Below are 22,327 nucleotides of genomic sequence, written 5' to 3'. Positions count from 1 at the left end.
ATAAAGAAGGCCAAGATTCGGGACGCAGTTCAAATTAAGTCTGTCCCCAATGAGTGCAATGAGTAGGGATAGAAAAAGGCCCGGGTGCCGTGGCATCCGGGCCTTTGCTAGCAACTTGATGTTGCGGGCAGCTTAGAACTTGTGACCGCACTTCTTGCAGACGCGCAGCTTGTTCTTGCCGTCCTTCTCGTGACCGACGCGGGTAACCTTACCGCACTCGGGGCAGACGAGATTGACGTTGGAGGCGTCGATGGGAGCCTCCTGCGAAACGATGCCGCCCTGCTGGTTGGCAGCGTTGGGCTTGACGGCCTTCTTGACGACCGAAACGCCCTCGACAACGACCTTGTTCTCGGCGGGGAGAGCACGCAGGACAACGCCCTGCTTGCCGCGATCCTTACCAGAGAGAACCTGGACCTTATCGCCCTTCTTGATATACATATATCTCCCCTAACTACAGGGTCTCGGGAGCGAGCGAGACGATCTTCATGTACTTCTTGTCACGAAGCTCGCGAGCGACGGGCCCGAAGATACGGGTGCCGACGGGCGAACCATCGTTGTTGATGACAACGCAGGCGTTCTCATCAAAGCGAATGTAGGAGCCATCCTTGCGGCGGATCTCCTTAACGGTGCGAACGACGACGCAACGGACAACGTCCTTCTTCTTGACGTTGGCGCCAGGGGTAGCCTCCTGGACAGCACCGATGAACACATCGCCGATGCCTGCATAACGACGCTTGGAACCGCCAAGCACCTTGATGCAGCGAATCTTGCGAGCGCCGGAGTTGTCGGCGACGTTCAGCATGGTTTGCATCTGAATCATGGTAGATGTTCCTCCGAACTAAGAACCGAAGAGAGGTGCGCAGCCTTTATACGGCCTGTGGTATGCAAGCCAGGCATACGCACATCTTCGGAAACGTACAAGTCGTAAGAGCGACTGCTTATTTAGCGCGCTCGACGACCTCGATGAGGCGCCAACGCTTCATCTTGGACATAGGACGGGTCTCCATAACGCGGACGGTGTCGCCCACGCCAGCCGTGCACTCCTCGTCGTGAGCGTGCAGCTTCTTGGAGCTGGTCATCATCTTGCCGTACTTGGGGTGACGCTTGCGCTCGGTGATGGTGACAACAATGGTCTTGGCACCGGAGACGGAGGTAACGACACCCGTACGGACCTTACGCGAGTTACGCGAATCAGTCATGTTCTCTCCTTAGGTCCTACTCGGCGACAGCGGACTTCTCCGCTGCGATCTCGCGGGCGCGCTGCTCCGTGAGGACGCGAGCGATGTCCTTCTTCACGGTGTTGACGCGAGCGGTGTTGTCCAGCTGGCTGGTGGCCATCTGGAAACGAAGGTTAAAGAGCTCGGCGCGCATTTCCTTCAGCTTCTCAACGAGCTGAGCGTCCGAGAGCTCACGAATCTCTGCGGGCTTCATTAGTTCTCCTCCTTGGCGGCGGCGGCGTCCTCAGCAGCCCACTTGGCCTCGAGAGCGGCCTCCTCAGCCATCTCCTTCTCGATGCGCTGCTCAGCGTTCTTGGCAGCAACAATCTTGGTCTTGATGGGAAGCTTGTGCTGTGCAAGACGCAGAGCCTCGCGAGCGACCTCCTCGGGCACGCCCTTGACCTCGAACATGATGCGGCCGGGCTTGACGACGGCCACCCACTCCTCGGGGTTACCCTTACCAGAACCCATGCGAGTCTCGGCAGGCTTCTTGGTGATGGGCTTATCGGGGAAGATCGTGATGTAGACACGACCGCCACGCTTCATGTAGCGGGTCATGGCAATACGAGCGGCCTCGATCTGACGGTTGGTGATCCAATGGGCCTCGAGAGCCTGGATACCAAACTCGCCGAAATGCAGCTCGGTATTACCCTTGGCCTGGCCCTTCATGGAGCCACGCTGCACCTTGCGGTGAAGAATACGCTTAGGGGCAAGCACTACTGACCCCTCCTCTCGGAGTTACGACGACGAGGACGGGAAGAGCCCTCGAGTGCAGGGTTGGGAACAGGCTGGCCCGGGAGCTTCTCGCCCAGGTAGATCCAGACCTTCACGCCGCAAGCGCCCATGGTGGTGCTGGCGACAGCCGTGCCGTAGTCGATCTTGGCACGGAGGGTGTGCAGAGGCACGCGACCCTCGCGGTACCACTCACGACGGCCCATCTCGGCACCGCCGAGACGACCGGAGCACTGGATACGGATGCCCTTAGCGCCGGCCTTGCGGGCAGACTGGACAGCCTTGCGCATGGCGCGACGGAAGGCAACGCGGCCCTCGAGCTGCTCGGCGATAGACTGAGCAACGAGATTGGCGTCGAGCTCGGGGCGCTTGATCTCGACAACGTCGACGGAGAGCTGGCCCTTGGAGACGCCAGCGACCTTCTCGAGCTCGGTGCGGAGGGTATCGATCTCGGCACCCTTCTTACCGATGACAACGCCGGGGCGAGCGGTGAGGATGATGACCTTCACCTTGTCGCCAGCGCGCTCGATCTCGACGCGGGAGACAGCTGCGCGGGAAAGACGCTTCTCGAGGTACTTGCGGATCTCGAGATCGTTACCGAGGGTCTTAGCGTAATCCTTCTCTGCGAACCAGCGGGAGCGCCAGTTCTCGGTGATGCCAAGACGGAAGCCGGTGGGGTAGACTTTCTGACCCATACAGCTTTACGCCTCCTTTCGAGGAGCAACGACGACGGTGATGTGGGAAGTACGCTTCAGAATGCGAGAAGCGGAACCCTTGGCGCGGGGACGGATGCGCTTAAGCGTCGGACCCTCGTCAACATAGGCAGCGGCGACAACCAGGTTGTCGGCACGCAGACCGTTGTTGTTCTCGGCGTTCGCAACGGCGGAACGGAGAACCTTCTCGACATCCACGGCGACGGCGCGGTCGCAGAAGTGGAGGATGTCGAAGGCCTGAGCGACAGGCTTGCGGCGGATCAGATCGACCACCAGGCGGGCCTTGCTGGGGGAAACACGCACGTACTTAGCGACGGCGCGAACCTCGGTGGCCTCAGTTTCAATAGACTTAGTTGCCATTTACGGTTAACCCCCTATTTGGCCTTGTGGCCACGGAACGTACGAGTCGGCGCGAACTCGCCGAGCTTGTGACCAACCATGGACTCGGTAACATACACGGGCACATGCTTGCGGCCGTCGTGGACGGCGATGGTGTGACCAACCATCTCGGGGAAGATGGTGGACGCGCGGGACCAGGTCTTCACGACGTCCTTCTTGCCAGCCTCGTTCATCGCGGTGATACGCGAGAGAAGGCGAGTCTCCACGAACGGGCCCTTTTTGAGACTTCTGCTCATAAGTGCTTTCTCCTAAAACTCGGTATCCGAAATTACTTCTTACGGCGACGAATGATGTGCTGGTTCGAGACCTTCTTCTTCTTGCGCGTACGAAGGCCCTTCGTCGGCTTACCCCAGGGGGTAACAGAGGGACGACCAGAGGTGTGGTTCTTGCCCTCGCCACCGCCGTGCGGATGGTCGACAGGGTTCATGACGGTACCGCGGACGGTCGGGCGCACGTTCATGTGACGCTTACGGCCGGCCTTGCCGATGACGATGTTGGCGTGGTCGGCGTTGCCGACCTCACCGACGGTGGCGCGGCAGGTAACGAGGATGCGGCGCATCTCGGAGGAAGGCATACGGACGATAGCGTACTTGCCCTCCTTACCCATCAGCTGGCAGGAGTTACCGGCGGAACGGGCGATAGCAGCGCCCTTGCCCGGCTGGAACTCGACGGCGTGGATGAGCGTACCGACGGGGATGTCGGCGAGGGGCAGAGCGTTGCCCGGCTTGATGTCGGCGTCAGAACCGGACATGATGGTCTGACCGACCTCGAGGCCCTTGGGGGCCAGGATGTAGCGCTTCTCACCGTCAGCGTAGTGCAGCAGAGCAATGCGAGCGGAACGGTTCGGATCGTACTCGATCGTGGCAACCTTGGCGGGCACGCCGTCCTTGTTGCGCTTGAAGTCGATCACGCGGTAACGACGCTTCACGCCGCCGCCCTGGTGGCGGGTGGTGATGCGGCCGTTGTTGTTACGACCGGCCTTCTTGGGCAGGGGCTCGAGAAGAGACTTCTCGGGCTTGGTGCAGGTGATCTCGGAGAAGTCGGAGATCGTCTGCCAACGCCTACCAGCGGAGGTCGGCTTAAGGTGCTTTACAGCCATTACAATCCCTTTCAATAGGAATCCGTTAGCCATCGCAGACAGGGATTCGAGGTTCTGCCTCGGGTGCGATGACACCGGACGTATACACGGTTCCGGGCGTGTCCATTTTATACGCCCAAAACCTTGAGCTCTCGCCTCCCCTATTTGGGAGGCATGAGCTCACTCAACAGCAGCGAGTCTTAGGCCTGGTTGCCAAAGACCTCGATGGTGTCGCCCTCGGCCAGCGTGACGATGGCCTTCTTCCAAGAACGGGTCTTGCCGGCGACATAGCGCACGCGCTTGGTCTTGGGCTTGACCGTCAGGGTGTTCACGCGAACGACCTTGACGCCGAAGATCTCCTCGACAGCGTCCTTGATCTGATACTTGTTAGCATCCTTGGCGACCTCGAACGTGTACTTGTTCAGCTCCATGCCGGAGAAGGAACGCTCGGACACGATCGGACGGATGATGATCTCGTGGGCGGTCATTTATGCAAGCACCTCCCCGAAGTGAGCGGCGATGTCGGCGGGCATCAGCACAGCGTTGTTGTTGACGAGATCGTAGGTGTTGGCCTCGTCGGCAGTGATGATGAACGTCTTGGGAATGTTGCGGAACGACAGGTAGGCGTTGACGTCCTCATCGCGAACGATGATGGTCAGACGCTTGCCCTCAAGGCCGAGAGCCTTGAGCATGGCGACGGCAGCCTTGGTGGAAGGCTTCTCGAAGCCGTAGTCGTCGACGAGCACGAGCTCGCCATCGGCCAGCTTGGCGGACAGCGCGGAGCGCATAGCCAGCTTGACCTCCTTGTTGTTCATACGCTTAGCGTAGGAACGGGGCTTGGGGGCGAAGACAACGCCACCGTGACGCCACTGGGCAGCACGGATGGAACCCTGGCGGGCACGGCCGGTGCCCTTCTGACGCCAAGGCTTCTTGCCGCCACCGGAAACCTCAGAGCGACCCTTAGCAGACTGGGTGCCCTGACGCCAAGAGGCCATCTGGCACTTGACGATGTGGTGCATAACGTGGATGTTCGGCTCGATGCCGTACACCTCAGCGGCGAGCTCGGCCTCGGCGACCTTCTTGCCCTCGCTGTTCTTTACTTCAAACTTTGCCATTTAAGTGTTCTCCTTGGTATGACGCTGGGCTAAATGGGCTGGGCCCTTAGGCCATACGGATGGCGACGAGACCATTCTTGGCACCCGGGACAGCGCCCTTGACCAAGATGAGGTTCTGCTCGGCATCGATGCGGACAACGGAAAGGTTCTTGACGGTAACACGCTCGTTACCCATGTGACCGGCCATCTTGACGCCCTTGAGGACGCGCGCAGGATAGGCGCACTGACCGATAGAACCGGGGTGACGCTGGAAGTGAGAACCATGCGTCATAGGACCGCGGCGCTGACCCCAGCGCTTGATGCGACCCTGGAAGCCCTTACCCTTGGAGGTACCGATGACGTCGACCTTCTCGACATCAGCGAAATCAGCGACGGTGACGACCTCGCCGACCTTGTGCTCCTCGCCGTTCTCGACGCGGACCTCACGAAGGAAACGGACAGGCTCGACGCCAGCCTTGGCGAAGTGACCAGCCATGGGCTTGTTCACGTTCTTGGCCTTGATGTCGCCGAAACCGATCTGGACGGCGTCATAGCCGTCGGTTGCCTGAGTTTTAACCTGCGAGACAGCGCAGGGGCCAGCCTGGATGACCGTGACGGGAACGACGTTATCGTTCTCGTCCCAAACCTGGGTCATGCCAATCTTGCGGCCGAGAATCATGCTGATCAAGATATGATCCCAACTCTCGCGTGGTCTTGGGACAATGCGTACACCACCGAGCGTACGCCCCTAGAGGACCACTACTTACACGACGTGCTCCCCAGCCTTGTATTTCGCCCGGACTACCTGACAACCCTATTAAGCAGGCATTTTGTCCAGCCAGAATACTCCCCTGGTTACACACAGCTGTTTAGTATACACGGCTGCGGGCGTATCCATCGAGATTCATATTTCACTCACATTGTTTACGCAGGTAAAGTGCGTGGATGGCTCCCGAGCACGGCGGAGGGCCGGAGAAATATATTAAGGTCCCTGCTCTACAGTCCTGCGCAAGACGGAGAGCACATTAAGTGCTCTCCTTTGCGTGCGGAACTCGCGATGACCTTAATATATTTCTCCGGCCCTCCGCCGTGCTCGGGAGACGACACGTTGATGTCTGCTTAACTCTGCTCGCTCAGCTAATTACTTTGTTGAGGATCGATGATTTGCTGCAAGATAAACTTGGATTGGGGCGCGTCGCCTTCTTCTCCCGACTTTTCCTCTTCGAAATCGAAAATCATGATGGCGCAATTGGGGAGTTTTGCTGGGAGATCGAAGCCCTCTGGGGCTGCAGCCTTGATGAATTGGCGGCTGGCACTGCCGTGGCTTACTGCTAGGAGGGTTTCGATGCCCTCGGCGCCCATGAGATTGGTGAGGGTGCCTACCATGCGCTCCTGCAGTGCGCGGCTTCCTTCTCCTCCGAAGGGGACCAGGTCCTCGCCCGGGTCCCAGACATCGGTGGGCAGGGCGTCGTGGGGGCCTTCTTCGAAGGTACCGTAGCTGCGCTCGATGATGCCTTCGCAGGGCTCGACCGCTGTGTCCGGGCCGAGGAGTTCAATTGCGACGAGACTTGCCGTGTCCATGGCTCGGCCTAAGGGCGAAGAGACCACTTTGTCGGGAACGACGCCGTGGTCCTTGAGCCACGCGGCTGCCATTCCCGCTTGTTTGCGGCCCAGGACGGTCAACGGAGAATCACAGCGGCCCTGGACCAGCTTTTTGACGTTGAACTCAGTTTGACCGTGGCGGAGTAGATATAGCTTCTTCATGCTCTCCCCTTCTGCATCAGTTGCTTTACCGGCGCAGCCCTACTCGTGGGTATGGTCTACGTAGTCTTCGTCGATCGTAATCTTGGCAATCGACTTGGGATATTCGGATTCGACACGTTTCGCCAACGCGCGCTTTAGGTCCTCGGCGCTCATCGCCAAATCCGAGGGACGTACGCAGTCAAAGATCACGTTAGTATGCGTGGGACCCGGAACACAGCGCAGGTCGTGAATCGAAAGGCGGCTATCGATCTCTTGAACCATAGCGTTGATGCGCAGACGCATGCTCGCCACTTTGGGGTCGTCGGTCACGATGGGATCGTAATGGAGCGTGACGATCATTCCGTCTTCGTTTCTAAACGACTGCTCGATGTTATCGAGCGTGTCGTGACTTTCCAGCGGGCTGGCCTCGGCTGCCATCTCGGCGTGAGCGCTTGCGAACTTCCTGCCCGGGCCGTAGTCGTGAACCATCAGATCGTGGACGCCCAAAACGCCGGGGTAGCTCATGATCTTGTCTCGAATGTGCTTAACCAGCTTAGGATCGGGCGCCTGGCCCAAAAGCGGGCTCACCGTATCCTGGATGAGTTCAAAGCCGCTCCAGCCAATATAGGCGCCAACGGCAAGGCCGACCCATGCATCAAGATTGATGTGCGTCACCTGCGAAACAATTGCGCACGCCAGCACAGCACCCGTGGCTAGGACATCGTTCTTTGAGTCCTGAGCGGTCGCATGCAGCGTCTCGGACTCAATACGATCGCCGAGCTTTTGGTTGAGGGCCGCCATCCACAGCTTAACGACCATCGAAAGCGCAAGGACTGCCACCAGGGCAAGCGAGAACTCGACAGGTTCGGGGTGGATGATGCGCTCCACCGAGGACTTTACCAGTTCGAGGCCAATGAGCAGCACGAGCGCCGCCACGACTAGACCCGAGAGGTACTCGTAGCGACCGTGGCCGTAAGGATGCTCGGGGTCGGCCGGCTTGGTCGCCAGCTTAAAGCCCAGCACGCTCACGATATTCGAGCTGGCATCGGACAGGTTGTTCATGGCATCTGCCACGATCGAAACCGAACCCGACAGCACGCCAATTGCACCCTTCGCAGCGCATAGTGCCACATTGGCGAGAATACACACCATGCCCGTCAACGTACCCACGCGTGCACGGTCGCCCTGCGCACGCTTAACAATCCACTCGACCATCTATATCCGCCCCCACGGTACTACCTATATATCTATTGCTCAAACGGATTGTAGTGTAGCCACTTTGCCCCACAGATACAAAAAGGCCGCAACCCACACGGGCCACGACCTTGGAACATGACAAAGGAATCGTCCTTTTGTCGCACAGGTTTATACGCTTGCTTCAGCAGCGCTCGCCACTGTTTCGGGCGAATCGACTTCGTCTTCTGCCGCCCGCCCCCTCGCCGACACCACGCCAAAGCAGTAGCTCAGCGCCGCAGACACCGCAAATGCCACACCGCCGGCAGCGCAGCACCACAGCAGGTTCGAGATACCGCCCGTGGCAAAGCCAATGACCATGAGGACATTCGTCATGCCGATGGTATAGGCCGTAACGTGGCCCACGGCCGCAACAAGGCCTCCGACGGCGCCGCCGATGGCCATGCACGTCAGGCACCTGCCATATTTGAAGCCGCAACCGTACAGCGCCGGCTCGCTTACGCCGCCAAGAACGCCCGAGATTGAATAGCCCAGCATGAGCGCCTTCTCGTCCTTATCCGCAACGCGGAGCGACGCGCCAAAGGGCATGCCCCAAACGGCGAACGTTGCCATCGTCGCGGCGATCAGGATGCACGAATCCGTTCCCACACTCATAAACTGCGCATAGGCGAGCGATAGGACAACGTTGCTGACGCCCGCGATCTTAAGAAACTCCCAGCCCGCGGCAAGCCCCATGAGCGTGAGCAGCGACACGATGCCACCGGAATTGCCAAGCATAAACATAAGCTGGCCCAACAGCATGCCCAGATAGCTGCCCGCCGGCGCCGTAATACACAGCGAAACCGGAACCATAACGAGCATGGTTGCAAACGGAACGAACGAAAACGCCACGGCCTGAGGGATAACGCGCCGAAAGAAACACTCCACTCGCCATAGCACGGGCACCGAGATGAGAACCGGGATAACAGTTGTCGTGTAATCGTTGACCGGCGCGGGAAGCAGGCCATACACGGAAGTCATCGATGCCCCCGTCGTCGATGCGGCATCGACGAGCTTAAGCAGATCGGGCGCAATCAATACGCCGCCCAGCATCATGCCCAGCTGCTCCGAGCAACCGAGCTGGCGGGCAGCCGCCCAACCAAGATAAATGGGCAAAAAGTAGTAGCCGGCGTTATAGAGCCAACTGTAGAACAGGCGATAGATTTCGGAATCGGCAGACCACAGGCCCAGCATGCCTTCGCCCATAATGACGGCGACGGTACGGAACAACGCCGCGCAGACAATAAACGGCAGCGCCGACATCATGCTTTTGGACAGATAGTCCACCACGGCCATGGCGTTTGATGAGACCGTCGTTGTAAACGAGGTGTTAGAAACTTGTGACATGGAACGCCTTTCCCAATGTGACATACAGACCTTTCCTTTGTCACATCGTGTGGTACTGACCGATTGTGCGGTACTTTTCGTAGCGGAGGTTTGTGAGGGTCATGTCATCGAGCCGCCCAAGCGTATCGAAGGCATCAAATGCCGAGGACATGACGGAACCGGCGATCTCCTCATGCGACAGGCCCCTATCGTCAATAATGCCGTCGATAATGCCGAGCGCCAACAGATCGGGAGCCGTGAGCTTCAGCGCCTCGGCGGCCTCATTCGCGCGCTCGGTATCCTTCCACAGGATCGACGCACAGGCCTCGGGGCTCACGACCGAATAGGCCGAGCTCGAGAGCATCAGGATGCGGTCGGCCACGGACAGCGCCAGCGCGCCACCGGAGCCGCCCTCGCCTGTCACCACCGAGACAATCGGCGTCTTAAGACCGCTCATCTCCATGAGATTCTGGGCAATCGCCTCGCCCTGGCCGCGCTCCTCGGCACCGATGCCGCAAAACGCGCCCGAAGTATCGACCAGGCACAGAACCGGTCGACCAAACTTTTCGGCTTGGCGCATAAGGCGCCGCGCCTTGCGGTAGCCCTCGGGATGCGCCATGCCAAAGTTGCGGCGCATACGCTCTTTGGTCGTGGTACCGCGCTCGATGGCGATGACCGTTACGGGGCGTCCGTCTTTCCAACCAATGCCGGCCACCACAGCGGCGTCGTCGCCAAAGTAACGGTCGCCGTGCAGCTCCACAAATCCATCCAGGCCCAGCGAGATCATCTCGCCTGCCGTGACGCGATCTGCCGAGCGGGTCTGCCTGACAATCTCGAACGCGGTTTTTGGTGCCGACGAGCGCTTGAACAAGTGTCCCAGCTTTTTGCCGCGGCGACCCGTATGCACGATTTCATGCGGTGCCCCCAGGCCGGGCGCGTGCCCTTCGTGCAGTGCCAGCAGCTCGCCTATCGTGAGCGCAATCTCGCCACGCGGAACAACGGCATCGCAAAAGCCGTGCTCCAGCAAAAACTCGGAGCGCTGGAATCCCTTGGGCAGGCGCTTGTGCATGTTCTGCTCGATCACGCGCGGGCCGGCAAATGCCGTCAGGGCATCGGGCTCGGCCAGGATAATGTCGCCCTCCATGGCAAAGCTCGCGGTTACGCCTCCGGTCGTGGGGTCGGTGAGCACCGTGATATACAGACCGCCCGCCTCGCTGTGGCGCCTAACCGCCGCAGAAATCTTGGCCATCTGCATCAGCGATGTCACGCCCTCTTGCATGCGCGCGCCGCCCGAAACGGTAAAGCCGACAACTGGCAATCCCAGCTCGGTCGCACGCTCAAATGTACGACAGATCTTCTCGCCCACCACGGAACCCATCGAGCCCATCATAAAGTTGGCGTCCATAAAGAAGAGTGCCGTATCGCAACCGCAGATTTTGCCCCTGCCGCACACAACGGCATCGCGCTCACCCGAACGCTCGACCGTGCCCTTGAGCTTATCGGCATAGCCGGGAAACGAGAGGAAGTCCTCCGACGCCAGATTGGCATCCCATTCCTCAAACGTGCCCTCGTCGACCGTCATGCGCATGCGCGCGCGACCGCTCACGCGAAAGTGTTTGCCGCAACGGGGGCACACCTCGAGGTTGTCGTGCAGGCGTGCCTCATCGATCACACGGCGGCACTCCGGACACTTGATAAACACGTGGCGCGCGGGAAACTCGGCGCACGACTCGGTCATCGGCCCCTCAAGAACATTGACCGCCTTCGCTTTTCTATTCATCAGCATAGAGATGCCCCATCAGATCGGTGTGGTACATGCCCGACAAGAACTCGTCGTTTGCCAGCACGTCGAGCTGAAGCTCGCTATTTTCGCTCACGCCCTCAATCACGAGCTCGCCCAGGGCCGAGCGCATCTTGCGAATGGCACCGTCACGCGTGGGCGCGCACACGATGAGCTTGCCGAGCATGGAGTCGTAGTACGGCGGAACGTTCGCTCCGGTAAACATGGCCGAATCCCAGCGCACGCGCGGACCACCCGGCACACGCAACGCGGTGACCGTTCCGCATGACGGCAGAAAGTCCGGCGTTTCGGCATTGATGCGGCACTCCATGGCGTGGTTGCGCACCGGCATGTCCTCCTGCTCAAAGGGCAGAGGCTGGCCGGCTGCCACGCGCAGCTGCCACTTGACCAAGTCGGTATCGGTCACAAACTCCGTGACCGGATGCTCAACCTGCAGGCGCGTGTTCATTTCCATAAAGTAGAAATTACCGTCATCTGAGTACAAAAACTCAATGGTGCCGGCACCCTCATAGCCGACGGCACGAGCCAGGTCGCGCGCGGCCTTGTGCATGCGCGCGCGAATATCATCGCGTCCGTCGAGGCACGGCGCGGGGCTCTCCTCGATCAGCTTTTGGTTGCGGCGCTGCACCGAGCACTCGCGCTCGCCGAGCGAAAACACATGGCCCTGCTTATCGGCCATAATCTGCACCTCAACGTGATGCGCCGGCGCGACGAACTTCTCCATGTAGCACTCGCCGTCGCCAAAAACGGCCTCGCCCTCGGCACGCGCCTCGATGAACGCCTTTGCCGCATCTTCCACGCGCTCGACCTTGCGAATACCGCGGCCGCCTCCACCCGCACGCGCCTTAATAAGCACGGGGCAGCCAATGCGCTCAGCCTCGGCCGTTGCCTCCTCGGGACTTTTGAGCAAATCGCAGCCCGGCACGATAGGCACGCCCGCCGCGGCGGCCGTTCGGCGTGCAGCGTCCTTGTCGCCCATGCTGTCGATCACCTCGGCCGAAGGACCGACAAACGCCAGACCGAACTTGTCGCAGTCGCGCACGAAGCTCGCCTTCTCGGAAAAGAAGCCATAGCCGGGATGGATCGCCTTTGCCCCCGACTTTACGGCACAGGTGAGCACGGCATCGTCGTTGAGGTAGCTCTCGGCAAGACGCGGGCCGCCGATGCAATACGCCTCGTCGGCAAGCTGCACGTGTAGCGCGTCCGCATCGGCCGTGGAATAAACGGCGACGGTCTTGATGCCCATATCGCGGCACGCGCGGATAACACGGACCGCGACTTCGCCGCGGTTGGCGATGAGCACTTTGTCGAACATGGAGCCTTCCTTAACTTTCGTGCATGAGTGCAAAAGACATATCGGCGCGGCAGCAAACCTCACCGTTGACGCTCGCAGTACCCGTCGCAAAGCGGAACGGCCCGCGCGCACGCGTGATGGAGCACACTAGATCCACCGTGTCGCCCGGGCGCACCGGACGCTTAAAGCGCACCTTGTCCAGACTCGTGTAGAACGGCGTCGCGCCGCGCGCCTCCTCATCGCCCATCAGCAGCACGCAGCAGTTCTGGGCGAGCATCTCGCACTGAATCACGCCGGGAACGACCGGGTTTCCCGGAAAATGTCCCTGCAAAAAGTACTCGTCGCCTGTAATCGTGATCTTGCCGTGGGCCTCGTCGCCCACCAGCTCGGCTTCGTCGAGCAAAAGCATCGGCTCGCGATGCGGTAACAGTTCTTTAAGCTCTTCTTTGTTCATGGATATCACCTATCCGATCCTCATAAGGCAACTGCCGAACTCCACGAGGTCGCCGTCGGCCACGCAGATCTCGAGCACCTCACCGTCTGCCTCGGCCGTCACCTCGTTGAGGACCTTCATGGCCTCGATGATGCAGAGGGTCTCGCCGGCCTTGACCTTGGAGCCCACGTGCACAAACGGCTCGTCGCCCGGCGCCGGGGCAGCATAGAAAACGCCGACCATGGGAGCGGTCACCTCGGTGCCCTTAGGCTCCGGCGCGGCGGCAGGTGTCTGCGCGGCGGGTTCCGGTGCGGCAGGCGCGACTGCGGGAGCTGCAACTGGAGCGGCCATGGCACTCGGCATAGGCATGGGCACGGCAACCGGCTGCGCCGCACTCGCGCGCTCGAGCTCGACCGCGGTGCCATCGGGCTCCTCAACACGCACGCGCGTGAGGCCGCGGTCCTCCATAACATCGGCTATCTCGGCAAGTCTTTTGGAATCCATGCTCTAGCTCCTCGTATATCTACGCAGCGCGATGGCGGCGTTGTGCCCGCCAAAGCCCAGGTTGGTCGAAAGCGCCCAGGTAAGGTCGGCGCGAACCGCTCGATTAGGCGTGTAGTCAAGATCGCAGGCGGGATCGGGCGTGTGGTAGTTAATGGTCGGGGGCACCACGCCCTGCTCGAGCGCCATGGCACAGGCCATGACCTCGATGGCACCCGTAGCACCGATCATGTGGCCGGTCATCGACTTGGTCGACGAGACGTGCGCCGCGCGCGCCGCGTCCTCGCCGAGCGCACGCTTAATGCCCGCCGTCTCGGACGAATCGTTGAGTTTAGTCGAGGTGCCGTGAGCGTTGATGTAGAGGCCCTCGGAAGGCTTAACGTCGCCCTCGGCCACCGCCAGCGATATCGCACGGGCAATGCCGGCAGCCTCGGGATCGGGGCTCGTGATGTGATAGGCATCATCGGTGTTGCCGTAGCCCACGACCTCGGCGTAAATGTGCGCACCGCGCGCCTGCGCATGTTCCATGCTCTCGAGCACGAGCACGCAGGCGCCCTCGCCCATCACAAAGCCGTCGCGGTCTGCATCGAACGGACGACAAGCCGTCGCAGGATCGGGATTGGTAGTGAGTGCACGGCAGGACGTAAAGCCCGCAACGGCATCGGGGATGATGGCCGCCTCGGCACCGCCGGCGAGAATCGCATCGGCATAGCCATGCTTGATGGCGCGGAACGCCTCGCCCACGGCATGAGCCGAGGTCGCGCACGCGGTCACCACGGGCAGGGTCGGGCCTTTTGCCTTGTGGCGGATCGCGATATTGCCCGAAGCCATATTGGGAATCATCATCGCAATCATGTAAGGCGATGCGCGGCGGGGCCCACGGTCGGCAATCGTATGGACGTTGTCGACAAGCGTCTGCATGCCGCCCACGCCTGAACCCACGTAGACGCCCAGGCGCTCGCGATCGATGGCGCCTTCGACATCAAAGCCCGCATCGTGCATGGCCTCGTCCGACGCCGCCAGTGCAAACTGAACGCAGGGGTCTAAGTGCTTGGCATCGTGCTTGCCAAAGTAGTCGTTGCCGTCAAAGCCCTTGACCTCGGCCGCCACCTTGACGGCAAACGCATCCGTATCGAAGTGCGTAATCGGGCCGATGCCACAGGTCCCGGCACACATGGCCGCCCAGGTGGCAAGCGCGGTGTTGCCAAGCGGCGACACGGCACCGATGCCGGTGATTGCAACTCTCTGTTCCATCATGCTCTCCTCATTCAAGCCGTTCTTCGGCCCTGGTTTCTACATCGCCATTCCGCCGTCGACGCGCACGACCTCACCCGTAATGTAGGCAGCCGCATCACTCGCCAAAAAGCGCACCACGCCGGCCACTTCCTCGGGGCGTGCCATGCGCTTAAGGGGAATCTGTTCCTCGGTTGCCGCACGCACCTTCTCCGAGAGCTTTGCCGTCATATCTGTTTCGACAAACCCGGGAGCGACCGCATTAACCCTCACGCCGCGGGGCGCAAGCTCGCGTGCCACCGCCTTGGTAAGCCCTATCACGCCCGCCTTGGAGGCAGCGTAGTTGGCTTGCCCGGCATTGCCCATTAGGCCCACGACCGAGCTCATGTTGATGACGCAACCGCCGCGCTGACGCATAAAGGTCTTGGTGAGCGCGCGCGTCGTGTTGAATGTGCCCTTGAGATTGACATCGAGCACGCGGTCGAAGGCATCGTCGCCCATACGCATGAGCAGGCCATCGCGGGTGATGCCGGCGTTGTTGACAAGCGCCCAAATGGAGCCAAAGTCGTTGAGGACCGTCTCCACGCACGCGTTGACGGCATCGGGCTCGGCCACGTCACATTGATATGCGCGCGCCGTGGCGCCAGCCGCCTCGCAGGCTTCGCACGTCTCACGCGCCGCATCGACGCTTCCGGCATAGATGACGGCGATATCAAAGCCGTCCTCCGCCAGGCCCACGGCACAAGCGCGACCGATACCGCGCGAGGCGCCCGTGACCAGCGCCACGCGACGCGAGTCGATGCGCTCGAGCGCGCCGTTGTTCAAGTTGCCCATGTCATTCCTTTCGGGTTACAGCCCTATGGGCTATGCGAGCTCGTTGGCAATAGCTGCGACCTGTTCTGCCGTTTCGCACGAATACACGCGAACGTCGCTCAACGTACGCTTGACCAAGCCGGACAGCGTTTTGCCAGGGCCGACCTCAATAAACGTATCGATGCCTTGATCCTGCAGAGCATGCAGCGTGTCGACCCAGCGCACGGCATGACTCACCTGGTTGGCAAGCATCTCCGCTGCCGCCTGCGGGTCGGCCGGATAGGGCGCCGCTGTCATATTTGCCATAACAGGAATGAGCAGCGGGGACGGCGCGTGACCGGCCTCGATATATGCAGCAAGGCCACAGGTCGCCTCGGCCATATAGGGGCTATGGAATGCACCCGACACCGCGACCTTCATGGCGCGACCGCCAGCCTCTTTCACTAGAACGTCGAGCTCCTGCAGCGCCTCGGGCGCTCCGGCCACAACCGTCTGCTGGGGGCTGTTGTAGTTGACCGGCCAGCAGTCCTCGCCGGCCTGTTTTGCCAAGCCCTCGACCTGCGCCGCATCGAGTTTGATGACGGCGCGCATGCCACCGGGGTGACGCTCGGCCGCCGTGGCCATCAATGCCGCGCGCTCACATACGAGCTCAAAACCCGCTCGCGTATCGAATGCCCCCGCAAAGGTGAGTGCAGCGACCTCGCCCAGCGAGAATCCCGCACAGGCGGCAGGCACCACGCCGCGCTCGCGCAGGGCGACGGCGACAGCCAAGTCGTGCACGAACACGCAAGGCTGCGTGCTCTCGGTCTGCGAGAGCTCCTCCTTGGAGGCGCTCCGGCACTGCTCGCTGGTCCCCGGGCGCACCTCGTCGGCAATGGCGAACACCTCGGCAGCCGCCGGCGATGCTTCGATGAGGTCGACGCCCATCGCGGGGTGCTGGGCACCCTGACCGGCAAACAGAAACGCTACGCTACCCATGCGGACGCACCCTTCAGGACATGCTCGGCGCCGCCGACCAGATCGTCGACGATTTCGCGAGCGCTCTGGCGCTCGTTGACCATGCCGGCAATCTGTCCGCACAAATACGAACCCTCTTCGTAATTACCGTCCTTTGCCGCCTTGCGAAGCGCACCCGTGCCCATGGCCCCGAGCTCCTCGGGACTTGCGCCCGCCGCCTCGTTCTTGGCATACGCGTTGGTGAAGGGGCTCTTGAGGGCACGAACCGGATGTCCCGTCGAGCGACCGGTCGCGCGCGTCGACGTGTCGCCTGCCTTGAGCACCAGCTCTTTGTACTGTTCGGATACGGTGCACTCGTTTGCGACCAGAAAGCGTGTTCCCACCTGGACGCCGGCAGCGCCGAGCATAAAGGCGGCCGCCACACCGCGGCCATCGGCGATACCGCCAGCCGCGACCACGGGAATATCGACCGCATCGACAACCTGCGGCACCAGTGCCATCGTCGAGGTCTCGCCAATATGGCCGCCTGATTCGGTACCCTCGGCAACCACGGCAGTGGCTCCGCGACGCGCCACGAGACGCGCCAGCGCCACCGAAGCCACGACGGGAATAACCTTGATGCCCGCATCGCCCCAGGCCTTCATGTACTTGGTGGGATTGCCGGCGCCGGTCACCACAACGGGCACCTGCTCATCAATCACCACTTGTGCGACCTCGTCGACAAACGGGCTCATGAGCATAACGTTGACGCCAAAGGGCTTATCCGTCTTGGCGCGCAGCTCGTGAATCTGATCGCGCAGCCAGTTTGCGTCGGCATTCATGGCCGCGATAATCCCTAAGCCGCCTGCCTCGGACACGGCAGATGCCAGCGAGGCGTCGGCAATCCAGGCCATGCCACCCTGGAACACGGGTTTTTCGATGCCGAGCAGATCGCAGAGAGGAGACTTGAGCATCACTACTTCTCCAATGCCGCCTCGACCGTATCGACGAACTCGCCGACCGTCTTGGGATTCTCCTCGGTATCGAGCTCAATGCCAAACTCGTCCTCGACGGCGACGAGGATTTCGACAGTGCCAAGGCTGTCGAGACCAATCTCCTCGAGCGTTGACTCGGGCCTCATCTCGACGTCGTCAAGGCCAGCCGTCTCGCGGATAACGTCGCAAACGCGCTCGAAGGTCTTCTGATCTGCCATGGTAGTTCTCCTTTGTTTGTGCCCTAGGGGCGGTTTTATTTCCTATGTGCGACTACTTCCAACGAAGCAGATAGCCACCTATATCCAGGCCGGCGCCAAATCCAACGAGGGCGATGGTGTCGCCCACATTCAGTGCGTCGGTGCGTGCCAGTCGGTCAAGCGCAAAGGGAATGCAGGCGCTCGAAATGTTGCCGGTCTCCCGCAGCGTTCGAACCATGAGCTCGTCTGGCACGCCGAGGCGCTTGACCGCCTGACTCAGGATTCGTTCGTTAGCCTGATGGAATACAAAATGATCGATGTCTTCGACCGAAATGCCCGCATCGCTCGCAAGCTTATGGACCGTGTCGCAGATGGCGTTGACGCCGAACTTGAACACGCGGCGGCCATTCATGGACAGCACGCTCTCGCTATCTGCGGAGGCCTTAAACGGCGAGGTACCGACCAGACCGGGAACGCGCAACGTCTCGACGTCGGGCGCCGTCGAAAGCTCAACGGCAAGGGGGTTGTCTCCCCCAGCCCCAATCACTGCGGCGCCTGCCCCATCGCCAAAGAGCACGCACGTGGCACGGTCGGTCCAATCGAGCGCGCGCGTCATCTGCTCGGCGGCAACGACCAGCACGTGCTCGGCGCGACCGCGGGCGATGTAGCCCTCGGCGACATCGAGCGCAAATACGAAGCCGGCACAAGCCGCCGAGACATCGAAGGCAGGGCACGTCGCGCCTAGTCGCTCAGCAACGGCACACGCCTCAGCGGGAACAAGGTGATCACCTGTCGTCGTCGAGCAGACGATCAGATCCAGCTGGCTCGCGTCGATTCCGGACACCCGGAGTGCCCGCTCGCTCGCCGCTACGGCAAGGTCGTCAAGTGACTCGGTGGTGCAGACGTGGCGGCTCTTGATACCTGTGCGGGTAAAAATCCACTCATCCGAGGTATCGAGGAACTCGGACAGCTCGTCATTGGAAACACTGCGCTCAGGAAGCGCCGAGCCTGTTCCAAGAATCGTGAAACCCATCACTAACCTCCTTTGAGTTGTTGACGTGTTTACATCGACCAAGAGAGGATAGCGCAATTTTGTCGTTGTTGACGTGTTAACATTAAATTGTCCAAATGCGACAAAGGCTTCACATTGTGTCTATCTCTCGAGACCATTGCGTTATTCACTTATTCATTAAGGAGGTGGCAGCCATAATGGATGCCAAATTAACGATAGTCGACGTAACCGGATCGACCAACGATGACCTGCTCGAAGCAGGAAAACAGGGAGCGCCGCACGGCACGGGACTTGCCGCCCAGGCTCAGACGGCAGGACGCGGCCGGCGCGGCCACAAGTGGGATTCAACCGCCGGCAACCTATTGCTTTCGATTGTCCTGCGTCCATGCGTTAATCCTGCGAAGTACTCTGGTCTTGCCGCCGTCAGCGGCCTAGCGGTGCTCGAGGCGCTCGAAAAACAGGGTCTTGCAAACGAAATTGGCCTCAAATGGCCCAACGACCTGGTCGCGCGTGAACGCAAACTCGGCGGCATTCTGGTCGAGGCCGCACGCGATAACGAAGGCAAACCTTTCGCCGTATGCGGCATTGGCGTCAATGTGAACTATGCGCCCCAAGAGGTGCCCGATGGCGGCCTGGCGGCAATTGGCCTCTCGGACCTTAACGAGAACGTTCCTGCCGTCGACATGCTCCTCGATGAGGTCTATCACGCAGTTATAGACGCTGTAGATGCCTGGGCAGAGCGCCTCAACGCCAAGGAAAAAGACGCCGGTCCGATCGCGCCCGTCCACGACGAATATATCGCTCACCTCAATTGGATTAGGAAGCACGTTATCGCCCGCTCACCCGCTGGAGACGAGCTGGCACGCGGCATCTTTAAAACCGTCGATGCCTTTGGTCGCGCGTGCATCGAAACAGAAGACGGCTTGCGATCCTTCCATTTTGAGGAGGCGTCATTGCGCCCCTTGAGTGAGTAGGTCGCCACAGCCAGCCGTTCGGCAGCCTTATCCGGCGATCCAAACCCATCATGCCAAACAAAAGAGCCCCGCTGCCGTAATGACAGCGGGGCTCTGTAAGCTATGAGCGATATCGCTTAGAGCTTGATGTCGATGTCGACGCCAGCGGGGAGGTCGAGACGCATGAGCGAATCAACGGTGCCCGAGGTGGGGTCAAGGATGTCGATGAGGCGCTTGTGGGTGCGCATCTCGAACTGCTCACGGGAGTCCTTGTTCACGTGCGGCGAGCGGATGACCGTGTACAGGTTGCGCTCGGTGGGCAGGGGGACAGGACCGGAAACGCGAGCGCCGGTCTTCTGAGCGGTCTCGACGATGAGCTTCGCGGACTGATCGACGACCTCGTGATCATAGCCCTTGAGGCGAATGCGGATCTTCTGGGTAGCCAACTTAAACCTCCAAAGAGTGCGAGAGATGTTCTCGCGGATTACGTAACAGGGAGCTCGAACTTAGGCGTTCTTGCTCATGACCTCGTCCACGATGGACTTGGGCGCGGGCTCATAAGAGTCGAACTGCATCGTGTAGGATGCACGGCCCTGGGTCTGGGAGCGAAGGTCGGTAGCGTAACCGAACATCTCGCCCAGCGGCACCTTGGCACGGATGAGCTTGCTGTTCTTGCGATCCTCCATGCCCTCGATCTTGCCGCGGCGACCGGAGAGGTTGCCCATAACGTCGCCCATGTACTGCTCGGGGGTCTCGACCTCGACAGCCATGATCGGCTCGAGCAGCTGCGGGTCGGACTTCTTGAGGGCGTCCTTGATAGCCATTGAACCGGCGATCTTAAAGGCGGCCTCGGAGGAGTCGACCTCGTGGTAAGAACCGTCGAACAGGGTGACCTTAACGTCGAGGACCGGGAAGCCGGCGATAACACCGGTGTTCAGGGCCTCCTGGATGCCCTTGTCGATGGACGGGATGTACTCCTTGGGCACGACGCCGCCAACGATAGCGTTGACGAACTCGTAGCCGAAGCCCTCCTCCATCTTCTCGAGCTTGATGACGGCGTGGCCGTACTGACCGCGACCGCCGGACTGACGGACGAACTTGCCCTCAGCCTTCTCGACGTCGTGACCAGCGGTCTCGCGGTAGGCAACCTGGGGCTTACCAACGTTAGCGTCAACCTTGAACTCGCGGAGCAGACGGTCGACGATGATCTCGAGGTGCAGCTCGCCCATGCCGGCGATGATGGTCTGGCCGGTCTCGTGGTTGGTGGACACCTGGAAGGTCGGGTCCTCCTCGGCGAGCTTGGTCAGAGCCAGGGACATCTTGTCCTGCTCGGCCTTGGTCTTGGGCTCGATGGCAACGTCAATAACGGGCTTAGCGAACTCGATCTTCTCGAGGACGATCTCCTTGCCCTCGGCGCACAGGGTGTCACCGGTGGTGGAGTTCTTGAAGCCGACGCAAGCGACGATGTCGCCGGCGGCAGCGTCGTCACGGTCGATACGCTCGGCGGCGTTCATCTCGAGGATGCGGCCGAGGCGCTCGCGCTGACCGTTGGAAGCGTTGACAACGTAGGAGCCGGACTCGGCGCGGCCGGAGTAAACGCGGACGTAGGTGAGCTTACCGACGAACGGGTCGGTCATGATCTTGAAGACCAGGCCGGAGAAGGGCTCGTCGAAGGAAGGATGACGCTGAATCTCCTCGCCGGTGTCCGGATCGGTACCGGTGACGGCCTCGACGTCAAGCGGGCTGGGCAGGTAGTCGACGACAGCGTCGAGCAGCTCCTGAACGCCCTTGTTCTTGTAGGCGGAACCCACGAAGACGAGGTTGAGCTCGTTGGCCAGAACGCCCTTGCGCAGAGCAGCCTTGAGCTCCTCGACGGTGAAGTCCTCCTCCATGAGGATCTTCTCCATGAGCTCGTCGTCAAAGCTGGCAGCAGCGTCGAGGAGCTCCTCGCGCTTGGTGGCAGCGATGTCGGCAAACTCAGCCGGGATCTCGTCCATCGGCTCGGGGTAGGTCATACCCTTCTCGTCGGCCTTGAAGTCCCATGCAGTCATGGTGACCAGGTCGATGACGCCCCAGAAGTTGTCCTCGGCGCCCATCGGGACCTGAGCGGCCACGGCGTTGGCGTCGAGACGATCCTTCATGGTCTCGATAGCGTTGAAGAAGTCAGCGCCCACGCGGTCATACTTGTTGATGAAGGCGATGCGGGGGACGTTGAAGGTAGAAGCCTGACGCCAAACGGTCTCAGACTGGGGCTGAACGCCGGCAACGGCGTCGAAGACGGCGACAGCGCCATCGAGGACGCGCAGGCAGCGCTCGACCTCGGCGGTGAAGTCAACGTGGCCCGGGGTGTCGATGATCTGGATGCGGTAGTCCTTACCGTCCTTGTTCCAGAAGCACGTGGTAGCAGCGGAGGTAATGGTTACGCCGCGCTCCTGCTCCTGAACCATCCAGTCCATGGTGGCAGCGCCCTCATGGACCTCACCGATCTTGTGGGTCTTACCGGTGTAGTAAAGAATACGCTCGGTCGTGGTGGTCTTACCGGCATCGATGTGAGCCATGATGCCGATGTTACGGGTATCGGAAAGCTTGTACTTAGGCTTAGCCATGTTAGTTCCTTACCTTAA

27 protein-coding genes and 1 pseudogene are annotated in these 22,327 nt (G+C 60.8%); 1 reads left to right on the top strand and 27 read right to left on the bottom strand.

Going from position 1 to position 22,327, the window contains the following annotated elements:
• Window positions 1–132 precede the first annotated feature (132 nt).
• The 25 genes and pseudogenes from rplX to DWX39_RS09005 form a co-directional block, all read right to left on the bottom strand.
• Entirely contained in the window at window positions 133–438 is a 306-nt protein-coding gene (rplX, locus tag DWX39_RS09125) for a 50S ribosomal protein L24 (RefSeq protein ID WP_006235043.1), read from the bottom strand.
• A gap of 13 nt (window positions 439–451) precedes the next feature.
• Window positions 452–820 carry a 50S ribosomal protein L14 gene (rplN, locus tag DWX39_RS09120; protein ID WP_006235041.1) on the bottom strand — a complete coding sequence of 123 codons (369 nt, stop codon included), beginning with the start codon at window positions 818–820 and terminating at the stop codon, window positions 452–454.
• A gap of 118 nt (window positions 821–938) precedes the next feature.
• Window positions 939–1,199, bottom strand: coding sequence for a 30S ribosomal protein S17 (gene rpsQ, locus DWX39_RS09115; protein ID WP_006235040.1), 261 nt, complete (start codon window positions 1,197–1,199; stop codon window positions 939–941).
• 16 nt (window positions 1,200–1,215) lie between these two features.
• Window positions 1,216–1,431: a 50S ribosomal protein L29 gene (gene rpmC / locus DWX39_RS09110; RefSeq protein WP_006235039.1), complete on the bottom strand. Its 216-nt coding sequence runs from the start codon at window positions 1,429–1,431 to the stop codon at window positions 1,216–1,218.
• A gap of 107 nt (window positions 1,432–1,538) precedes the next feature.
• Window positions 1,539–1,934, bottom strand: a pseudogene (gene rplP, locus DWX39_RS09105) (50S ribosomal protein L16); the annotation flags it as partial.
• A complete protein-coding gene (gene rpsC, locus DWX39_RS09100; RefSeq protein WP_006235037.1) occupies window positions 1,934–2,644 on the bottom strand; it encodes a 30S ribosomal protein S3 in 711 nt (236 codons plus the stop codon). The gene rpsC and the pseudogene rplP, both read right to left, overlap by 1 nt.
• A gap of 6 nt (window positions 2,645–2,650) precedes the next feature.
• Entirely contained in the window at window positions 2,651–3,022 is a 372-nt protein-coding gene (gene rplV / locus DWX39_RS09095) for a 50S ribosomal protein L22 (RefSeq protein WP_006235036.1), read from the bottom strand.
• 14 nt (window positions 3,023–3,036) lie between these two features.
• Complete coding sequence (gene rpsS / locus DWX39_RS09090; protein ID WP_006235035.1) at window positions 3,037–3,297, bottom strand: 30S ribosomal protein S19; 261 nt, start codon at window positions 3,295–3,297, stop codon at window positions 3,037–3,039.
• A 32-nt stretch (window positions 3,298–3,329) separates the two neighbouring features.
• On the bottom strand, window positions 3,330–4,160 hold the full coding sequence (gene rplB, locus DWX39_RS09085) for a 50S ribosomal protein L2 (RefSeq protein ID WP_055250219.1): 831 nt from the start codon (window positions 4,158–4,160) through the stop codon (window positions 3,330–3,332).
• Between the two features lie 179 nt (window positions 4,161–4,339).
• Complete coding sequence (rplW, locus tag DWX39_RS09080; RefSeq protein WP_022094197.1) at window positions 4,340–4,627, bottom strand: 50S ribosomal protein L23; 288 nt, start codon at window positions 4,625–4,627, stop codon at window positions 4,340–4,342.
• Window positions 4,628–5,254, bottom strand: a complete 627-nt coding sequence (gene rplD / locus DWX39_RS09075; RefSeq protein WP_006235032.1) for a 50S ribosomal protein L4 — start codon at window positions 5,252–5,254, stop codon at window positions 4,628–4,630. It abuts the gene before it with no gap.
• Window positions 5,255–5,300: 46 nt separating this feature from the next.
• Window positions 5,301–5,921, bottom strand: coding sequence for a 50S ribosomal protein L3 (rplC, locus tag DWX39_RS09070; protein ID WP_089572481.1), 621 nt, complete (start codon window positions 5,919–5,921; stop codon window positions 5,301–5,303).
• 449 nt (window positions 5,922–6,370) lie between these two features.
• Window positions 6,371–6,997, bottom strand: a complete 627-nt coding sequence (locus DWX39_RS09065) for a histidine phosphatase family protein (RefSeq protein WP_117759520.1) — start codon at window positions 6,995–6,997, stop codon at window positions 6,371–6,373.
• 39 nt (window positions 6,998–7,036) lie between these two features.
• Window positions 7,037–8,191 (bottom strand): cation diffusion facilitator family transporter, encoded by a 1,155-nt coding sequence (locus DWX39_RS09060; RefSeq protein WP_117759518.1) that lies wholly within the window; start codon window positions 8,189–8,191, stop codon window positions 7,037–7,039.
• Window positions 8,192–8,341: 150 nt separating this feature from the next.
• The gene (locus DWX39_RS09055) at window positions 8,342–9,556 is read right to left on the bottom strand and encodes a PTS transporter subunit EIIC (protein ID WP_117759516.1); all 1,215 of its coding nucleotides are present in this window, start codon (window positions 9,554–9,556) and stop codon (window positions 8,342–8,344) included.
• Between the two features lie 40 nt (window positions 9,557–9,596).
• A complete protein-coding gene (gene accD, locus DWX39_RS09050) occupies window positions 9,597–11,321 on the bottom strand; it encodes an acetyl-CoA carboxylase, carboxyltransferase subunit beta (protein ID WP_117759514.1) in 1,725 nt (574 codons plus the stop codon).
• A complete protein-coding gene (locus tag DWX39_RS09045) occupies window positions 11,308–12,651 on the bottom strand; it encodes an acetyl/propionyl/methylcrotonyl-CoA carboxylase subunit alpha (RefSeq protein ID WP_117759512.1) in 1,344 nt (447 codons plus the stop codon). The genes accD and DWX39_RS09045 overlap by 14 nt, the downstream gene beginning before the upstream one ends.
• A gap of 10 nt (window positions 12,652–12,661) precedes the next feature.
• Window positions 12,662–13,084, bottom strand: coding sequence for a 3-hydroxyacyl-ACP dehydratase FabZ (gene fabZ / locus DWX39_RS09040; RefSeq protein WP_006235025.1), 423 nt, complete (start codon window positions 13,082–13,084; stop codon window positions 12,662–12,664).
• Between the two features lie 9 nt (window positions 13,085–13,093).
• Window positions 13,094–13,567 (bottom strand): acetyl-CoA carboxylase biotin carboxyl carrier protein, encoded by a 474-nt coding sequence (gene accB / locus DWX39_RS09035; RefSeq protein ID WP_117759510.1) that lies wholly within the window; start codon window positions 13,565–13,567, stop codon window positions 13,094–13,096.
• Between the two features lie 3 nt (window positions 13,568–13,570).
• The gene (gene fabF, locus DWX39_RS09030) at window positions 13,571–14,818 is read right to left on the bottom strand and encodes a beta-ketoacyl-ACP synthase II (protein WP_117759508.1); all 1,248 of its coding nucleotides are present in this window, start codon (window positions 14,816–14,818) and stop codon (window positions 13,571–13,573) included.
• 39 nt (window positions 14,819–14,857) lie between these two features.
• The gene (fabG, locus tag DWX39_RS09025; protein WP_117759506.1) at window positions 14,858–15,631 is read right to left on the bottom strand and encodes a 3-oxoacyl-[acyl-carrier-protein] reductase; all 774 of its coding nucleotides are present in this window, start codon (window positions 15,629–15,631) and stop codon (window positions 14,858–14,860) included.
• A gap of 30 nt (window positions 15,632–15,661) precedes the next feature.
• On the bottom strand, window positions 15,662–16,588 hold the full coding sequence (locus tag DWX39_RS09020; protein ID WP_117759504.1) for an ACP S-malonyltransferase: 927 nt from the start codon (window positions 16,586–16,588) through the stop codon (window positions 15,662–15,664).
• Window positions 16,576–17,520 (bottom strand): enoyl-[acyl-carrier-protein] reductase FabK, encoded by a 945-nt coding sequence (gene fabK, locus DWX39_RS09015; RefSeq protein ID WP_117759502.1) that lies wholly within the window; start codon window positions 17,518–17,520, stop codon window positions 16,576–16,578. The genes DWX39_RS09020 and fabK overlap by 13 nt, the downstream gene beginning before the upstream one ends.
• Before the next feature lie 2 nt (window positions 17,521–17,522).
• Window positions 17,523–17,759 (bottom strand): acyl carrier protein, encoded by a 237-nt coding sequence (locus DWX39_RS09010; protein ID WP_117759500.1) that lies wholly within the window; start codon window positions 17,757–17,759, stop codon window positions 17,523–17,525.
• Window positions 17,760–17,811: 52 nt separating this feature from the next.
• The gene (locus DWX39_RS09005; protein ID WP_117759498.1) at window positions 17,812–18,771 is read right to left on the bottom strand and encodes a 3-oxoacyl-ACP synthase III family protein; all 960 of its coding nucleotides are present in this window, start codon (window positions 18,769–18,771) and stop codon (window positions 17,812–17,814) included.
• A gap of 176 nt (window positions 18,772–18,947) precedes the next feature.
• Here DWX39_RS09005 and DWX39_RS09000 point away from each other — a divergent pair, with 176 nt between their 5' ends.
• Window positions 18,948–19,724 carry a biotin--[acetyl-CoA-carboxylase] ligase gene (locus DWX39_RS09000; RefSeq protein ID WP_158561646.1) on the top strand — a complete coding sequence of 259 codons (777 nt, stop codon included), beginning with the start codon at window positions 18,948–18,950 and terminating at the stop codon, window positions 19,722–19,724.
• A gap of 116 nt (window positions 19,725–19,840) precedes the next feature.
• On the opposite strand, the gene rpsJ is transcribed toward DWX39_RS09000, so the two are convergent.
• Together rpsJ and fusA are read right to left on the bottom strand one after the other, a co-directional pair.
• Complete coding sequence (rpsJ, locus tag DWX39_RS08995; protein ID WP_022094184.1) at window positions 19,841–20,149, bottom strand: 30S ribosomal protein S10; 309 nt, start codon at window positions 20,147–20,149, stop codon at window positions 19,841–19,843.
• 60 nt (window positions 20,150–20,209) lie between these two features.
• Window positions 20,210–22,309, bottom strand: a complete 2,100-nt coding sequence (gene fusA, locus DWX39_RS08990) for an elongation factor G (protein ID WP_022094183.1) — start codon at window positions 22,307–22,309, stop codon at window positions 20,210–20,212.
• Window positions 22,310–22,327: the final 18 nt, after the last annotated feature.

The sequence above is a fragment of the Collinsella sp. AF19-1LB genome (assembly GCF_003459655.1).
Classification (GTDB): domain Bacteria; phylum Actinomycetota; class Coriobacteriia; order Coriobacteriales; family Coriobacteriaceae; genus Collinsella.
Note: the sequence above shows the minus strand (reverse complement) of the source record. Positions and strands in the feature narration are given on the sequence as shown.

Coding starts and splice junctions, on each gene's coding strand:
- fabZ (WP_006235025.1), bottom strand. CDS start 13,084: ATGAACAAAGAAGAGCTTAAAGAACTGTTACCGCATCGCGAGCCGATG.
- DWX39_RS09065 (WP_117759520.1), bottom strand. CDS start 6,997: ATGAAGAAGCTATATCTACTCCGCCACGGTCAAACTGAGTTCAACGTC.
- rpmC (WP_006235039.1), bottom strand. CDS start 1,431: ATGAAGCCCGCAGAGATTCGTGAGCTCTCGGACGCTCAGCTCGTTGAG.
- rplD (WP_006235032.1), bottom strand. CDS start 5,254: ATGGCAAAGTTTGAAGTAAAGAACAGCGAGGGCAAGAAGGTCGCCGAG.
- rplX (WP_006235043.1), bottom strand. CDS start 438: ATGTATATCAAGAAGGGCGATAAGGTCCAGGTTCTCTCTGGTAAGGAT.
- rplN (WP_006235041.1), bottom strand. CDS start 820: ATGATTCAGATGCAAACCATGCTGAACGTCGCCGACAACTCCGGCGCT.
- rpsQ (WP_006235040.1), bottom strand. CDS start 1,199: ATGACTGATTCGCGTAACTCGCGTAAGGTCCGTACGGGTGTCGTTACC.
- rplB (WP_055250219.1), bottom strand. CDS start 4,160: ATGGCTGTAAAGCACCTTAAGCCGACCTCCGCTGGTAGGCGTTGGCAG.
- accD (WP_117759514.1), bottom strand. CDS start 11,321: ATGCTGATGAATAGAAAAGCGAAGGCGGTCAATGTTCTTGAGGGGCCG.
- DWX39_RS09005 (WP_117759498.1), bottom strand. CDS start 18,771: ATGGGTTTCACGATTCTTGGAACAGGCTCGGCGCTTCCTGAGCGCAGT.
- fabG (WP_117759506.1), bottom strand. CDS start 15,631: ATGGGCAACTTGAACAACGGCGCGCTCGAGCGCATCGACTCGCGTCGC.
- fabK (WP_117759502.1), bottom strand. CDS start 17,520: ATGCTCAAGTCTCCTCTCTGCGATCTGCTCGGCATCGAAAAACCCGTG.
- DWX39_RS09045 (WP_117759512.1), bottom strand. CDS start 12,651: ATGTTCGACAAAGTGCTCATCGCCAACCGCGGCGAAGTCGCGGTCCGT.
- rplW (WP_022094197.1), bottom strand. CDS start 4,627: ATGACCGCCCACGAGATCATCATCCGTCCGATCGTGTCCGAGCGTTCC.
- rplV (WP_006235036.1), bottom strand. CDS start 3,022: ATGGCAACTAAGTCTATTGAAACTGAGGCCACCGAGGTTCGCGCCGTC.
- fabF (WP_117759508.1), bottom strand. CDS start 14,818: ATGGAACAGAGAGTTGCAATCACCGGCATCGGTGCCGTGTCGCCGCTT.
- accB (WP_117759510.1), bottom strand. CDS start 13,567: ATGGATTCCAAAAGACTTGCCGAGATAGCCGATGTTATGGAGGACCGC.
- rpsS (WP_006235035.1), bottom strand. CDS start 3,297: ATGAGCAGAAGTCTCAAAAAGGGCCCGTTCGTGGAGACTCGCCTTCTC.
- DWX39_RS09000 (WP_158561646.1), top strand. CDS start 18,948: ATGGATGCCAAATTAACGATAGTCGACGTAACCGGATCGACCAACGAT.
- DWX39_RS09020 (WP_117759504.1), bottom strand. CDS start 16,588: ATGGGTAGCGTAGCGTTTCTGTTTGCCGGTCAGGGTGCCCAGCACCCC.
- rpsC (WP_006235037.1), bottom strand. CDS start 2,644: ATGGGTCAGAAAGTCTACCCCACCGGCTTCCGTCTTGGCATCACCGAG.
- DWX39_RS09010 (WP_117759500.1), bottom strand. CDS start 17,759: ATGGCAGATCAGAAGACCTTCGAGCGCGTTTGCGACGTTATCCGCGAG.
- DWX39_RS09055 (WP_117759516.1), bottom strand. CDS start 9,556: ATGTCACAAGTTTCTAACACCTCGTTTACAACGACGGTCTCATCAAAC.
- fusA (WP_022094183.1), bottom strand. CDS start 22,309: ATGGCTAAGCCTAAGTACAAGCTTTCCGATACCCGTAACATCGGCATC.
- DWX39_RS09060 (WP_117759518.1), bottom strand. CDS start 8,191: ATGGTCGAGTGGATTGTTAAGCGTGCGCAGGGCGACCGTGCACGCGTG.